Origin of the sequence: Advenella mimigardefordensis DPN7, from assembly GCF_000521505.1 — a bacterium.
Classification (GTDB): Bacteria; Pseudomonadota; Gammaproteobacteria; order Burkholderiales; family Burkholderiaceae_B; genus Advenella; species Advenella mimigardefordensis.
In genome coordinates this window covers 4,624,108-4,638,844 of sequence record NZ_CP003915.1, presented here as the reverse complement: position 1 = coordinate 4,638,844, position 14,737 = coordinate 4,624,108, and the positions used below count along the sequence as shown (strand labels likewise).

General features: G+C 57.3%; 16 protein-coding genes. 8 read left to right on the top strand and 8 right to left on the bottom strand.

Annotation, left to right across the window (positions count from 1 at the left end; genetic code table 11):
- Positions 1 to 97: 97 nt before the first annotated feature.
- Positions 98 to 814: a GntR family transcriptional regulator gene (locus tag MIM_RS21290; RefSeq protein WP_025374773.1), complete on the top strand. Its 717-nt coding sequence runs from the start codon at positions 98 to 100 to the stop codon at positions 812 to 814.
- A 68-nt stretch (positions 815 to 882) separates the two neighbouring features.
- Here the strand turns inward: MIM_RS21290 and MIM_RS21285 are convergent, their stop codons facing one another.
- Complete coding sequence (locus MIM_RS21285) at positions 883 to 1,653, bottom strand: SDR family oxidoreductase (protein ID WP_025374772.1); 771 nt, start codon at positions 1,651 to 1,653, stop codon at positions 883 to 885.
- 304 nt (positions 1,654 to 1,957) lie between these two features.
- On the opposite strand from MIM_RS21285, the gene rocF reads away from it, so the two are divergent.
- Positions 1,958 to 2,905 (top strand): arginase, encoded by a 948-nt coding sequence (rocF, locus tag MIM_RS21280; protein ID WP_025374771.1) that lies wholly within the window; start codon positions 1,958 to 1,960, stop codon positions 2,903 to 2,905.
- 2 nt (positions 2,906 to 2,907) lie between these two features.
- A complete protein-coding gene (locus tag MIM_RS21275; RefSeq protein ID WP_025374770.1) occupies positions 2,908 to 3,366 on the top strand; it encodes a PACE efflux transporter in 459 nt (152 codons plus the stop codon).
- A gap of 157 nt (positions 3,367 to 3,523) precedes the next feature.
- On the opposite strand, the gene MIM_RS21270 is transcribed toward MIM_RS21275, so the two are convergent.
- Positions 3,524 to 4,084 (bottom strand): DNA-3-methyladenine glycosylase I, encoded by a 561-nt coding sequence (locus tag MIM_RS21270; protein WP_025374769.1) that lies wholly within the window; start codon positions 4,082 to 4,084, stop codon positions 3,524 to 3,526.
- 129 nt (positions 4,085 to 4,213) lie between these two features.
- Between MIM_RS21270 and MIM_RS21265 the strand changes: the two genes are divergently transcribed.
- A complete protein-coding gene (locus MIM_RS21265) occupies positions 4,214 to 5,128 on the top strand; it encodes a DMT family transporter (RefSeq protein ID WP_025374768.1) in 915 nt (304 codons plus the stop codon).
- 1 nt (position 5,129) lies between these two features.
- Here the strand turns inward: MIM_RS21265 and MIM_RS21260 are convergent, their stop codons facing one another.
- Positions 5,130 to 5,693, bottom strand: a complete 564-nt coding sequence (locus MIM_RS21260) for a helix-turn-helix domain-containing protein (RefSeq protein ID WP_025374767.1) — start codon at positions 5,691 to 5,693, stop codon at positions 5,130 to 5,132.
- 212 nt (positions 5,694 to 5,905) lie between these two features.
- Positions 5,906 to 6,541: a glutathione S-transferase family protein gene (locus MIM_RS21255; protein ID WP_025374766.1), complete on the bottom strand. Its 636-nt coding sequence runs from the start codon at positions 6,539 to 6,541 to the stop codon at positions 5,906 to 5,908.
- 215 nt (positions 6,542 to 6,756) lie between these two features.
- On the opposite strand from MIM_RS21255, the gene MIM_RS21250 reads away from it, so the two are divergent.
- Positions 6,757 to 8,130, top strand: a complete 1,374-nt coding sequence (locus tag MIM_RS21250; RefSeq protein ID WP_025374765.1) for a class II fumarate hydratase — start codon at positions 6,757 to 6,759, stop codon at positions 8,128 to 8,130.
- Positions 8,131 to 8,157: 27 nt separating this feature from the next.
- Positions 8,158 to 8,457 (top strand): DUF1289 domain-containing protein, encoded by a 300-nt coding sequence (locus tag MIM_RS21245; RefSeq protein ID WP_245592791.1) that lies wholly within the window; start codon positions 8,158 to 8,160, stop codon positions 8,455 to 8,457.
- A 180-nt stretch (positions 8,458 to 8,637) separates the two neighbouring features.
- Here the strand turns inward: MIM_RS21245 and MIM_RS21240 are convergent, their stop codons facing one another.
- Positions 8,638 to 9,093 carry a VOC family protein gene (locus MIM_RS21240; protein WP_025374763.1) on the bottom strand — a complete coding sequence of 152 codons (456 nt, stop codon included), beginning with the start codon at positions 9,091 to 9,093 and terminating at the stop codon, positions 8,638 to 8,640.
- On the bottom strand, positions 9,090 to 9,545 hold the full coding sequence (locus tag MIM_RS21235) for a VOC family protein (RefSeq protein WP_025374762.1): 456 nt from the start codon (positions 9,543 to 9,545) through the stop codon (positions 9,090 to 9,092). The genes MIM_RS21240 and MIM_RS21235 overlap by 4 nt, the downstream gene beginning before the upstream one ends.
- Positions 9,546 to 9,717: 172 nt before the next feature.
- Between MIM_RS21235 and MIM_RS21230 the strand changes: the two genes are divergently transcribed.
- Positions 9,718 to 10,677, top strand: a complete 960-nt coding sequence (locus MIM_RS21230; protein ID WP_025374761.1) for a GlxA family transcriptional regulator — start codon at positions 9,718 to 9,720, stop codon at positions 10,675 to 10,677.
- A gap of 127 nt (positions 10,678 to 10,804) precedes the next feature.
- On the opposite strand, the gene MIM_RS21225 is transcribed toward MIM_RS21230, so the two are convergent.
- Both MIM_RS21225 and MIM_RS21220 read right to left on the bottom strand, forming a co-directional pair.
- The gene (locus MIM_RS21225; protein WP_025374760.1) at positions 10,805 to 12,157 is read right to left on the bottom strand and encodes an MmgE/PrpD family protein; all 1,353 of its coding nucleotides are present in this window, start codon (positions 12,155 to 12,157) and stop codon (positions 10,805 to 10,807) included.
- 40 nt (positions 12,158 to 12,197) lie between these two features.
- Positions 12,198 to 13,358 (bottom strand): acyl-CoA dehydrogenase family protein, encoded by a 1,161-nt coding sequence (locus MIM_RS21220; protein ID WP_025374759.1) that lies wholly within the window; start codon positions 13,356 to 13,358, stop codon positions 12,198 to 12,200.
- A 115-nt stretch (positions 13,359 to 13,473) separates the two neighbouring features.
- Here MIM_RS21220 and MIM_RS21215 point away from each other — a divergent pair, with 115 nt between their 5' ends.
- Positions 13,474 to 14,451, top strand: a complete 978-nt coding sequence (locus tag MIM_RS21215; protein WP_025374758.1) for a LysR substrate-binding domain-containing protein — start codon at positions 13,474 to 13,476, stop codon at positions 14,449 to 14,451.
- The last annotated feature ends 286 nt before the right edge of the window (positions 14,452 to 14,737 follow it).

The following is a 14,737-nucleotide window of genomic DNA, read 5'->3' as shown; positions in this document are numbered from 1 at the left end:
GTCTCCTATACACTGCGGTTGCAGAAGTATGTTGTTGTTGATATAAGTAAACTATAACAACTGTGATCACAGAAAAAACCTTGGTAATTACCCTTATATGAAAAATGAAACAGAGAGCACGACCAGTCGGCAAACCCTGAGTGCATCCGTTCTGGAACAGATCAAACAGATACTGTGGAGCGGCAGGGTCATGCCCGGGGAGCAATTGTCGATCCGCAAGACCGCCGAGGCCCTTGGGGTGAGCATGATGCCGGTACGCGACGCTTTCTCCCGCCTGGTGGCCGATCATGCGCTGGAGGTGACGCCGAACCGCTCGGTGCGGGTGCCCGTACTGAAGGTAGAGACGTTTATGGAAATTACCCGCATCCGTTATCAAATCGAGGGGATGGCGATTGCAGAAGCGGCCGGCAAGGCCAGCGCAACGCTATTGGCGGACATCTCCCGGATCAATGACACGCTCTCCCGGGAAATGGCCAAGCCGCAGGCCGATACACAGGAACTGGTCAGCCTGAACCAGCAGTTTCACTTTGCCATTTATGAAGCAGCCGCCATGCCGGTGCTGTTTCAGATGATAGAAAGCATGTGGCTGCGCATTGGCCCCATCCTGAACTACGATCTGCGTCAGGGGTCCCCTCGTACCCGTGAGCAGGTGGCCGTGGCGCATCATCGGGCCATGATCGGCGCACTGCAGCGCGGCGATGCCGACGCCGCCCGCAATGCAGTGGTGGCCGATATTCGTGAAGCCTTTGAATACATCATTTCCCGCAAGCCCAGCCTGTTTCTGCTGCCCGATGGGTATAGCCCTGGCGGCTGAAGCGAGCGGTCGCCAGCGGGCTGCGGATTTCCGGGGCGCGTGACGTTAGCGATGCCCCGGCGCGCTGGTCAAAACAGTTTTTCTGTATGGCCATCCACGGCCAGCGCCTGCCCCGAAATATTGAGCGCCAGATCGCTGCAGACGAAAAGCGCCTGATTGGCGATATCGTCTGCGGTGACCATGGTATGCATGGCCGACTGGGCTTTGTAGGTGTCTTCGACCTGGGCATGAGGCTTGCCCAGCATTTTGGCCTTGGCACTGATGACCTGCTGAATCCGCGGACCATCGACTGCACCGGGGCAAATCGCATTGACACGGATGCCTTCCGGACCCAGTTCATTGGCAAGGGACCGGGTAAAACCGATCACGGCCCATTTGGACGCCGAGTAGGGTGTGCGACCGGCAAAGCCCAGGCGACCCGCAGCCGAGGACATGTTGACGATGGCCGGATGCGTCCCCTTGCGCAAATGCGGCAGGGCGTTCTGCACATACAGAAACTGGCCCGTGATATTGATGCGCAGGGTGTTTTCCCATTCGGCCAGCGTGATATCTTCTACCGGCCCGGTGGGACCGGCAATACCGGCATTATTGATCAGAATATCCAGCCCGCCCAGAGCCTGAACGGCCTGTTCTACGCTGCGCGCCACATCGCCCGCATTGCCCGCGTCTGCCGTGACCGCATGCACCTGCGGCAGCTCCGCTTTCAAAGTCGAGAGCGCAGATTCGTTGATGTCTGTCACAAAGACCGAGGCTCCGGCCCTGGTGAACACATGCGCCATGGCCAGCCCGATGCCGCTGCCACCGGCCGTGATCAATACCCGTCGTCCCTGCAAATTCATGAATGTCTCCTGGTTATGGTGTTTGTTGCCACTGTATGCCAATTATCATAACTGGCTTAAGGAAAAGTTTAAAGTGTGATCACAGTAACCGCAAATAAAAATAGCCGCATTCTGATGTGAATTAGCGGCTCACTGCATGCGGCGGTAGCGGTTAGTCAGGGCGGCGTTGTGGTCTGGGCGAGTGTCGGCGCTGGCGGGTTTTGCGGTTACAATAGGCTGTCGTCAAAAACGCTCAATCAGGGGATTGCCGCCGCCGCTCAATACCACGGCAGCGCAGGTTGCAATCGTCAGGAGAAACAGTCAAGTGCAGGATATACGCAAGCAAGTAAGTCTGGTCGGCGTGCCGACCGATGTCGGCGCGGGTCATCGCGGCGCCAGCATGGGCCCGGAAGCAATCCGGGTTGCCGGTATCACGCAAACACTGGAGCAGTTGGGTCTCACAGTGCGCGATTGCGGGAATCTGAATGGCCCGCCCAATCCCTGGTTGCCCCCGCAGGCCGGCTATCGCCACCTGGAGCAGGTTATCGCCTGGAACCAGCTGGCCCATGATGCGCTCTATGCGGAGCTTTCCGAGGGGCGGTTTCCCATCATGCTGGGCGGTGATCACTGCCTTGGCGTGGGGTCTATCTCTGCGGTATCACGCTATTGCCGGGAACAGGGTCGCAAGTTGCGGGTGCTGTGGCTGGACGCGCACACCGATTTCAACACAGCCGATCTGACACCCAGCGGCAATATTCATGGCATGCCGGTAGCGTGCCTGTTTGGTCACGGGCCGCGTGAACTGGTGGAAATGGCCGGGCAGGTGCCGGCACTGCAGGCCGATATGCTGCGCCAGATCGGGATACGCAGTGTAGATGACGGCGAGAAAACATTCATTCATCAGGCGGGCATCGAAGTATTCGACATGCGGTTCATAGACGAGCATGGTATGCGTCATACCATGGAGCAGGCCTTGCATGGCCTGGATGAAAACACCCATTTGCATGTGAGTTTCGACGTGGATTTCCTGGATCCGGATATTGCGCCCGGTGTGGGTACGACGGTGCGCGGCGGGCCCAACTATCGCGAAGCCCAGTTGTGCATGGAGATGATTGCCGATACCGAATGCATGGCCTCGCTCGATATCGTTGAACTTAATCCAGCACTGGATGTACGCAACCAGACCGCCGAAGTAGCGCTGGATCTGGTGCGCAGCCTGTTCGGACAAAGCACGCTGGTGCGCCCCAGACATAAGATTGGTGCTGGCAGATAAACATGCAACACACTACAACAGCTCAGGAAAAAAGCAAGACGGTGCTCGAGCGGTTCCTGCACGCCTTTATTTTCGAGGTGCTGGCCATTGGCCTGTCGGCTCCGCTGGCTGCCATTTTATCGGGCCATTCCATGGCCGACATGGGAGTGGTCACGGTGGTGATCGCCGTCATGGCGCTGATCTGGAATATGGTGTACAACGCCCTGTTCGATCGCTTCCTGGCGGCCAGCGGCAAAACCAAAACGCTGGTCATGCGTATCTGGCACAGCATCGGCTTTGAATTTGGCCTGCTGGTGATGGCGATTCCATTTGTCATGTGGTGGCTGAACATCGGCTTGTGGGAAGCGCTGGCGCTGGATATCGGACTGATTCTGTTCTATCTGCCTTACGCGTATATTTACAATCTGGTTTATGACACCTTGCGCAGCCGCTACTGGGGGCGCAGCGTGCCGCAATGCTGAGCTGATCCGATCCGAATCTCGCAGGGCGGCGCGTGTGCCCGCCGTGCAGGGCGCCGAAGTAGCGGGAGAATCATCAGTCCTCTCACACCTTTCCTCGTACCTTTCCTTATACGACCCCTGTCTCGCGGCCCCTGTCTCGCGGTGCCATTCGGTCTGGTTATTTTTTTACCGGTTGCTGCTGCCAGATGGCGCCTGCTTTCAGGGCACGGTGATAAATCGGGCAGTCTTCATCATGTGCGCCGGGTAAATAGCCAATACTCATCAGAAAAGAGCCCACGATCTCCCCGCCCGTAAATTTAAAGGTCTTGCGAAACAGGCGTACCCAATCGTCTTTGCTCATGGGATGATGCCGTTGCAGCCAGGCCCGGAACGACCCATGTTCCTGCTGCAAGCCCTGCACAACCCGGGCATTGTGAATCGCCGCGTTGATTTTCAGGCGATTGCGGATGATGTCCGCGTCGGCCAGCAGGCGAGCGCGATCGCTCTCGTCGTAGGCGGCAACCGTATCAATATTGAAATGATCATAGGCCTGCAAAAAGCCGGCTTCCTTGTTCAGAATGGTTGACCACGACAGGCCCGCCTGATTGATTTCCAGCACCAGCCGGCCAAACAGTTCGTTATCATCGTCTACCGGAAAGCCGTAGCGCTCGTCATGATACTGTTTATGGGCAGAGGCCGTTTCCGGCGGCAATTGGGCAACAAAGACACAGTAGCTCATGATGTTTCCTGATCGGGCAAAAAGGGCAGTGGCAAACGGTGTGAGTCTGCTACCATTCTGCATTATTCTACCTCCTGGACATACCCGTAGTGAACGGTCGCCACGGCCAGCCTGCAACCTCTCCCCATCATGAAACAATCTGCCCCTGCTTCCTCTTTTATGCTGAACCGTTACGAACTTGCGCTTGTGATTATTACGGTGTTCTGGGGCGCCACCTTTCTGATCGTGCAGAACGCGCTGGCGCACAGCGATCCGTTTGTGTTTGTCGCCATGCGTTTTGGTTGCGCTGCCCTGGCCATGATGCTGTGTTCCCTGCGGATTCTGCGCGGGCTGACCGGCCTGGAAGTGCGCGCAGGCATGCTGATCGGCCTGTGTATTTTTCTGGGGTACAGCCTGCAGACGGTGGGCCTGCAAACCATTGCCAGCAGCAAGTCGGCGTTTATCACGGCCCTGTATGTGCCGCTGGTGCCACTGATGCAATGGCTGTTTCTGAAACGGCCGCCGACACTGATGAACTGGATTGGCGCGACCATGGCTTTTATCGGCCTGGTGTTGCTGGCCGATCCGCAAAGCATGGACGGCGGCGCCGGGATGGGCGAATGGGTGACGGTTCTCAGCGCGATTGCAATTGCGGTAGAAGTGATTCTGATCAGCCGTTTTGCCGGCCAGGTGGACTTGCGGCGGGTGACGATTATCCAACTGGCGACGGCGTCTATCCTGGCCGGCGTGACCGGCGTTGCGCGTGGTGAAGGCGTACCCGATCTGGCTTCGCCCGTGCTGGTGATCAGTATACTGGTGCTGGGCCTGGCCAGTGCCGTGATCCAGATCACCATGAACTGGGCGCAGAATCATATTTCGGCCACGCGCGCCACGGTTATTTATGCCGGCGAACCATTATGGGGCGGGGTGATTGGGCGGGTCTTTGCCGATGAACGCCATTCAGCACTGGCACTGTTCGGTGCGGTATTGATTATCGCGAGTGTGGTGGTGAGTGAATTGAAGCTGCGGGCGCGACGCCGGCCGCGCGGGTCGGCCGCGAATTGAATTACGACACGTTAAGCAGCACAACGGCATAGGTACATGGCCGCTCAGTCTGATTTTTGAAGATGCAATCCATTGGCGGGCCCAGCTCAAGGCAGTCTCCTTCTTTCATCTCATGCTGCGTCTGGCCTTCCACGAATACAAGCTCACCCTCCAGCACCCACACCAGTTGCCGCAGGAACGCATAGGCCGAGGCCGGCATGGGGACTTCCTTGTTGCCGGGAAGCGTAACGTGAACCACATCGAATGGGATATCTGATCGAGGCGAAACGTGGCGGCGTATGTAGCCCGTTGCCGGATCGACCCAGACAGGCTGATCGGCTTTTCTAAGCAGGCGTCCCTGACTGATTTCGGCCCGCGCCAAAAGGGTTGACATGCTCAGGCCAAACGCACCCGACAGTTTCCCCAGCAGATTTGCCGTGGGGCTGCTGTCACCGCGCTCGACCTTATGAATCATTGCCCGTGAAACCGATGCCCGCGTTGCTAATTCGGACAGCGACCAGCCCCGACTTTCGCGTTCGGTACGGATACGTGCGCCTATCCTTTGATCCAGGTCTTGATTATTCATCGTGCCACTATAATGGATCAACGGAACATCGGCAATGGGCACCGGGTTCCACGAATGCCCCGCAGTTGCTTGCGGGGACATAAGGGCAACAGCAACAAGCGTGATAATATATTGAGATTACGCACCTCACTAAACTCGCACTGCACTAAACTAATAGACTCGCGGCATCGGCCGGAAAAGTATGAGCGGAATCTTTGGATGAAGACCGGTATTTATTGCTTTTGCTGCGTGGCCGCCGCCTGCTCCAGTATTTTTAGGCTGCGCTGATAGGCAGGCCGTTGTGTGAGTCGGTCAACATAGGCCTTGAACGCAGGGCGCGCTTCAAGTACGCCGAACAGCATATAAAACCGGATCGCCGAGCCCACGTACACATCAGCGGCAGTGAACTGTTCACCGCAAATCCAGTTGCTGCCGGACACCGCCTGCTCCAGTACATCGACCGTGCGCGCCAGTGTGCCAAAGCCCAGCATGGCACTTTTATCGGCCGGAATGGGCATCTTCAGGGATGTCATGGTGATCGCTTCTTCCAGCGGTCCGGCGGCAAAGAACAACCATCGGTAATAGGTGCCGCGCAGCGGGCTGTCGGTAGCCGGCGCCAGATTTTTTTGCGGATACTGGTCGGCCAGGAAAGCGCAGATGGCCGCGCCTTCGGTTACCACCTGACCGTCATGCACGATGGCCGGGACCTTGCCCATCGGGTTGACGGCCAGATACTCGGGGGTTTTCATGGCGCCCTGATAATTCAGATAGATTGTTTCGTAGGGCTCGCCCAGTTCCTCCAGCATCCAGTGGATCACGGCGGCGCGGGACTGCGGGTTGGAGTAAAAGGTAATGCGGCTGGCTGACATGGTCGAATCCTTACAGGAAAAAAGGGTATAGGGAAAAATGGAGCGCGTCGCACTTATCATAGTGCGCAGACGCACGGTCGTGCAAATCGGTGTGCTGTCTGGCTCGTCGCTTTCCAGTGTGGCCTGGCGGTGCTTATAATGGCATGACAAGGTAAAGCCGTGCGCCAGGCGCAGCAGTGCTGAATTTTCATATTTTGAACGAATGAGGTTAAGCAATGAAAACACGGATTGAGAAAGACAGTATGGGGCAGCTAGAGGTGCCGGCCAAGGCGCTTTATGGCGCGCAAACGCAGCGGGCCATCAATAATTTCCCGATCAGCGGGCAGCGTTTGCCTGCCGCTTTTATCCGTTCCTTATTGCTGGCCAAGGCGGCGGCAGCCAAAGCCAATGTCAAACTCAAACAGATTCCGCCGGAAATGGGTGAGGCCATCGCCACGTCTGTGGATACGCTGCTTGAAGGCGATTTCATGGCGCACTTTCCCATCGATATCTATCAGACCGGATCGGGTACCAGCACCAATATGAATGCCAACGAGGTACTGGCCACGCTGGCGACCAAACTGTACGGCGAACCGGTCAGCCCCAACGATCATGTCAATTACGGGCAAAGCAGCAACGATATGATTCCCGGTACGATTCATATCAGTGCGGCCGTGCAGTTGCATCAGCAATTGCTGCCGGCGCTGACGCATCTGGCCAAAGTCATTCGCAAGAAAGCACGCGCTGTTGATCGTTATGTGAAGACGGGCCGTACCCATTTGATGGATGCCATGCCAGTACGGATGAGCCAGTCGCTTGAGGGCTGGGCGGTGCAGGTGGAACAGAATATTGAACTGCTCAAAGCACAGCAACCGTTGTTGCAAACCCTGGCACAGGGTGGCACGGCGGTGGGCACGGGCATCAACGCCCATCCACGATTTGCCGCTGAATTTGCGCGCCAGATCAGTACCATCACAGGGGTGCGTTTTAAACCTGCGGAAAACTTTTTTGCCCATATCAGTTCTCAGGATATTGCCGTGGCGCTGTCAGGGCAGCTCAAGACCACGGCAGTGACACTCATGAAAATAGCCAATGATCTGCGCTGGATGAATTCCGGTCCGCTGGCAGGCCTGGGTGAAATCGAACTGGAAGCGCTGCAGCCGGGCTCTTCGATCATGCCGGGCAAGGTCAATCCGGTCATCCCGGAGGCAACGGCCATGGTCGCGGCACAGGTTATCGGCAACGATGCTGCGATTACCATCGGCGGACAGGCGGGCAATTTCGAACTGAATGTCATGCTGCCCATGATTGCGCATAACCTGTTGAACAGTCTTGAGTTGCTGGCCAATGTGTCTCGTTTGCTGGCCGACAAGGCCATTGCCTCTTTCAAAGTGAATGCACCGAGGCTGCAGGAAGCACTGGATAAAAATCCGATTCTGGTGACGGCGCTCAATCCTGTGGTAGGCTATCTGAAAGCAGCGGAAATCGCGAAAACCGCCTATAAAGAAAAGCGGCCGATTGTTGACGTAGCCGCCGAAAAAACCGATTTGGGTGAAGCGCAATTGCGCAAGCTGCTGGATCCGAAAAAACTGACCGAGGGCGGACTGTAATTACCATGATGAACTTGCGTGGTGAATATGCAGTCTGACATAGCAATGGAACAGCTCGAGTTTTTCGACATTCCCAGCCCCTGCCGGGGCATATGCGAAGTGAACAGCCGCGGCCTGTGCCGGGGCTGTCTGCGCAACCGGGAAGAGCGGTTTCAGTGGCAGACTTTTTCCGACACCCGCAAGCGTGAAGTCTTGCGCCTGTGCAACCAGCGCAGGCACAAGCTGATCCAGGAAATCCTGGCCGCCCGTGCACTGGCGGCTACCGGCCAGGGGGCTGATAGTCAGGCGGATGAGGACGACAATGAGCCGCGATTGCCGGGTACCTGATTGATGTGCACGGAAATGCGGTGTAATACCGTCATCGTTGGGTAGTGGACAATCAGGGATAAGGGATACGGGTGCTGCACAGCGGGCAGTGAAGGACATGTGGACCTGAGTATAAATTGTGGCTCGTCAGCACCGTCTTGGTCGCCGTCAGCACCCGCTTGGTCTTCCTGTCCCCTGCTCTCATCCGGTTGTTGATTCACCCTCTTTGGCCGCAGCGCTGTTGCCGGGAAACTGCGCCATATCCATCCACATGATTTCCCAAATATGTCCGTCCGGGTCGTTGATGCTGCGACCGTACATGAAGCCATGATCCTGGGGTTCGCGTGCCTCGGTGGCGCCCAGTTCCAGAGCGCGTTGCGTCAGCTCATCAACCGCGGCCCGTGATTCCCGGCTGATACACATCAGCACTTCGCTGGCATGATGAGCATCGGCAACCGTTTTGGGTGTGAAGTCGGAAAAACGCCTGCGCTGCAGGAACATGACACTTGCCATAGGATTCAGTTCCATGCAGAGCGAGTTTTCATCGCAGAACATGGTGTTGAAAGTAAAGCCCAGACCAGTGAAAAAGGCCCGGGTGGTGTCAACGGAACTGACGGGCAGGTTCACAAAAAGCAGGGTGGGTTTGTCTGTATTCATTGCGTGCTCCGGGAAGGTGATTGGGGTGATTTGCTGCCGAAATAATTCAAATACCAGACTTTGCCGAAAGGGTCGACCAGCACAGCGAACAGATCGGCCCAGGGTGTGGGACCGGCGGGTACGGCAATCGTGCCACCGCTACCCAGGAGCTCGATACAGCGCCGCAGATTGTCCTGACTGTCGACACTGACGCCAAAGCCGAAATCATTGCCGGGCCGAAAGCCCGCCGGGTTGTTCATGTCGGTGCCCAGAATCATGAAATCCTGATTGACCAGTTGTCCATGCATGATGGTGTCGGGATCGGTCGGGGTGGTTGAACAGCCCGGCGAGTCTGGCGGAAATTCCGCGACCGTGCGAAACAGCAGTTCGCCGCCGAAACAGGTCTGGTACAGGGTCAGGGCCTGGCGGCATTGGCCGTTGAAATTCAGATAGGGTGAGAGCGTAACGTGCATAGTAGTTCTCCTGGCAGGATGGCGGCGACATGGGGTTACTATAGTGTCACGATGACGCTTGTGAAAGTGCAGATAACGGCAATTTCACGGGTTGATTGCGACACCATTCTGCCGTATAGTGAGCGCGTATCCGGTCATGTTTGCTACCGGCAATCCGCAAGCGGAGAGTGTCATGAAGCAGATTGTTTTTCTTGTACCCCAGGGCGTTAACCTGGCGGGCCTGGAACAGGCCAGGCTGGGGCTGGCCGAAGCCTGCAGTTACCGCAAGCAGCAAAACCTGCCCATGCCGTTTGAGGTATCGCTGGCGGGTGCGCACAGCGAAATACGGGCCGGCAACGGGCATTACACCATCCATCCGGACCATCTGTTGCCGGATATCCCACAAGCGGATTTGTATATTGTGCCGCCCACTGCGCCCTCACCGGCAGCGTTAAACGACAATGCTGCGCTCATCGGCTGGATCGCCAGCCAATTTGCACAGGGTGCGCCGGTGGCGAGTTTGTGTATGGGTAGCGCATTGCTGGCGGCTGCGGGTATTCTGGACGGCTTGCGGGCAGTCACGCACTGGCAGGCGCTGGAGGCCATGCAACAGGCTTTTCCCAGGGTGCGCTGGAATGCAGAAAAAACCATGGATTTTGATGGGGGCATTTTTACCAGCGGTGGCGCAGTGTCGGCCAGCCGTCTGATTCTGCACCTGATTGAAATGCATTCAGATCGGGCCACGGCCATTTATTGCGCCAAGGTGTTCCAGCTCGATTACGAACGTCATTCACAATTGCCATTTTCCATTTTCAATGGCTGGAAGGAACATGGCGATGCAAGCATCATGCCGGTGCAATCCTTTCTGGAGCGGCACTATTCAGAAAAAATCACCGTTGAACAGTTATGCGATTCTTTTGCCATGGGGCGACGCACTCTGGAGCGGCGTTTTCGCAAGGCCACAGGCCAGTCGGTCTTGGAGTATCAGCAGCGTATCCGGGTAGAAGCGGCCAAGCGGCAGCTTGAAATGACCAGCAGCACAATTTCAGATGTGATGTACGGCGTGGGTTACAACGATGCCAAGGCCTTTCGCGACACGTTTCGCAAATATAGCGGCTTATCGCCGCTGGCCTATCGTGAACGGTATCAATAGGCAGACCGGGCAGCGGGCCGGGGCAGGCCAGCAGCAATAGGCATTCAGCAATAGGCATTCGCCATTACCCGCTGTCCGCGCCATTACCCCGCTGTCCGGCCGCGCCTGGCTGCTGCTCCCCGCTATCTTAGTAAATCGCGCCCACACGCGCTGCGGTGCCGATGGCTTCGATGGTCTGCATACCAGCTGCTACCTGATCGTCGGAGAGTGACTTGCCATATTGCGCCAGTCCGCGCACCTTCTGGCGGATTTCCTCGCGGGACAGGGTGTTGCCCGGATCCCCCTTGGGTTCATCGACGCGGCCCTGCAGGGTACGACCGTCCTGAGTCACGACCGATACCTTGCCAATCCAGCGCTGCGGATAGGCTGTATCCACCTCTTCGTCCAGTTCCATGGTGACCCGGTCACGAAAGTCGGCCACGGTCTGGTCATTGAGTGCGGCATCAAATTCGGGCATGCCGGCACGCTGGCGCAGGGCAATCAGCGCCAGCACCGTGCCCATGGAGAATTTGGACTGGTGCACGGTCTCGGGACGGGTTACCGCGCCCAGCACATCGATGGCGCCCTGATGCACATGGGTAATCACACGGCTGATGTCGGCAGCGGCCAGCCCATGGTTCTGCATGACGCTGGCCAGAGCATCGGCAGCCGGATGCGTATGACGGCACGAGGCATGGTACTTGAATGAGGTTTCCGCCAGGGCCCAGCGCGAGCCCAGCCTGTCGGTCAGGCGGGCCGGATCAGCATCGCTGGACATGCCCGCGCCCATGCCCTGCGCACCTTCGAGAATCTGTTTGGCGCCGGTAAACCCATCGCGCGCCAGCCAGGCTGCGGTCAGACCGTTGGCGGCGGCCTTGGCAGTATGCAATTGCTTGGAATCGGCGGCGGTGCGCAAAAACTCCCACAAGCCTGCAGCCTGCGTCCCGGCCGAGCCGATGGCATCCAGCATTTGCGCAGGCGACAGATTCATCAGTCGGCCGGCCGCGACCGCGGCGGCAATGGTGCCGGCGGTGCCGGTGGTATGAAAAATGCGATAGTGTGAGCGCCCCAGAAACTCGCCCACACGGATGCCGACCTCATAACCGGCCACGCAGGCGGTCAGCAGATCTTTGCCGGAAGCGCCGGTCTCCTGAGCCATTGCCAGCGCTGCCGGAAACACCACCGCTGCAGGGTGAAACACCGAGCCGTTGTGCACATCATCCTGTTCCACCATATGCGCCGCAGCGCCGTTGATCAGCGCCGCAAACAGCGGTGATGTGGTTTGTGTGGAACCGATAATCTGCGCGCTGCCCTGGGCCGGACCCATGGCCAGGGCAAAATCACGGATGGCTTTAACCGGTCGCGCCGGAAAGCCGGCGAGCATGGAACCAAAGGTATCCAGTAGAAAATCTTCGCAGCGGGCAATGACCGCCGAGGGGATCATGTCGTAGGTGAGCGTGGCGGAAAATTCGGCGAGGGCGGCGCTGGGTGTTTGCGTCATAACAGGTTTCCTGAACAAATAACGGGTAAATACCGGGGGATCAGAACGAACGGGGCAGGCCCAGAACGTGCTCGGCAACGTAGGAATAAATCAGATTGGTTGAAATAGGCGCCACCTGGTAAAGCCGGGTCTCACGGAACTTGCGCTCGACATCGTATTCGTTGGCAAAGCCGAAGCCGCCGTGGAACTGCAGACATGCGTTGGCGGCTTCCCATGAGGCTTCCGAGGCCAGCAGTTTGGACATATTGGCCTGCGTGCCGCAAGCCTGTTTCGCGTCAAAACGGCGCGCTGCTTCATAGCGCATCAGGCTGGCCGCTTCGATATTGATGAAGGCCTTGGCAATAGGAAACTGAACGCCCTGGTTCTGGCCGATAGGGCGACCAAACACCTTGCGCTCCTTGACGTAGGCACTGACTTTGTCAATGAACCAGTACCCGTCGCCAATGCATTCGGCCGCAATCAGCGTGCGTTCGGCGTTCAGGCCGTCCAGAATATATTTGAATCCCTTGCCTTCTTCGCCGATCAGATTCTCCTCGGGGATTTCCAGGTTATCGAAGAACAGTTCATTGGTTTCGTGGTTGACCATATTGGGAATGGGCTGCAGGCTCATGCCGCTCTTGAGCGCCTGATGGATATCAACCAGGAAAATCGACATGCCTTCGGACTTGCGGGTCACCTGCTCCAGCGGCGTGGTGCGGGCCAGCAGAATCATCAGGTCTGAATGCTGGACACGGGAAATCCATACTTTCTGGCCATTGACCACGTAACGACCCTCTTTTTTCACGGCGGTGGTTTTGATTTTGGTGGTGTCGGTGCCGGTTGTTGGCTCGGTTACGGCCATGGACTGCAAACGCAGTTCGCCGGTGGCGATCTTGGGCAGATAGGTTTTTTTCTGGACGTCTGAACCATGGCGCAGCAAGGTTCCCATGTTATACATCTGGCCATGGCAGGCTCCGGAATTACCCCCACAACGGTTGATCTCTTCCATGATGACGCTCGCTTCAGTTAGACTGAGGCCCGAACCACCATATTCCTGGGGAATCAGGGCGGCCAGCCAGCCGGCCTCGGTCAGGGCATTAACAAATGCCTCGGGGTAAGCGCGTTTCTCGTCAATATCACGAAAATACTCAGCAGGAAATTGGGCGCACAAATCACGAATGGCATCGCGAATATCCTGGTAGGCGTCAGTTTGGTGTTGCATGATGGAAGTCTCGGAAATGTTAACAGGAACAGCCTGTACTTTGACAGATTGCACCGGTTCTGAATATTGATGTTTGCTTAACAAAGACTTTAGCGTTTATTAAGGAGCGCCGCAGATGGCGATGCATTTTGATCTCACTGACATGCAATTGATGGTGCACATCAGTGAAGTGAACAGCCTGACCAGGGGGGCCGAGCGTTCGCACCTGTCGCTGCCGGCGGCCAGCAACCGGGTGAAAAACCTGGAAAACAACCTGGGTACGGCTTTGCTGTATCGTAACAGCCAAGGCGTCACGCTTACCCCGTCCGGTGAGGCCTTTGTGCGCCATGCCCATATTGTGCTGCGGCAACTGGAGCATCTGCGCGGCGATATTCGTGAATTTGCCGAAGGCATCAAGGGCAAGGTGCGGGTGTATGCCAATACAACCGCCATGAACGAATTCATGCCCGACATTCTGAGCCGCTATCTTGCCCTGCACCCGGATGTCAGCGTTGAACTGCGCGAACGCCTGAGCTACCGCATTGTCAAGCTGGTGAGCGAAGGACTGGCCGACATTGGGGTGGTGGCAGGGATCGACGAAGACCAGGTGACCTCTGATGATGGTGTGCGTTTCATTCCCTATCGTTCCGACAATCTGGTACTGGTTACTTCGCAGAATCATCGGCTGGCAACATACGATGAACTGGCTTTTGCAGAAACGCTGTCCTATGAGTTTGTGGGACTGTCTGAGTGGAGTGCGATTCACGCGTTTCTGAAACAGGCCGCCGAGGCGCTGGGCAGCCCCTTGCGCTTTCGTGTGGAAGTGGGCGGTTTTGAAGCCGCCTGCCGGATGATCGCGGCCAATGCAGGCATTGGCGTGATCCCGGAAACAGCGGCATTGCGTTATGTGACCAGCATGCCCCTGAAAATGATCCGTCTGAGCGACAGCTGGGCATTGCGTCGCCTCTATGTGTGTGTGCGCCGGCTGGAAGAGTTACCCCCGTTCGCGCAGGAACTGGTGGCGCTGATGCAGGCCGACGCCGGGCTATCCGGCCAGAAGGGTGCCTCCGCAGATGCCCCGGACTTGCCTGAGCGCAGGCGCGGCAAGCGCTGAGTAGTGGCGCGGGCGGGCGCCGGACAGTGCTGGCGTCGCTTTTCGGTCGCGTCTGTCTGCGCGCCCGTTCTTAGCGTCGGGCGCCCGCTGGCGCTGCCGATCCCGTTCCGGGAAGGTCTGGATTCTGGTCCGCCATAGGGTCTGGTAAAGCCTCCCTTTCAGGATTAAGAATTCCCTGCGTCAGGCCTAACGGTTATGCTTGTGGTTATTCCGGCTTGGTCGTGACACGATATACCTTGGCCGTGACACGATATACGATAGGCAGCGCGTTGCGATACGCATGATG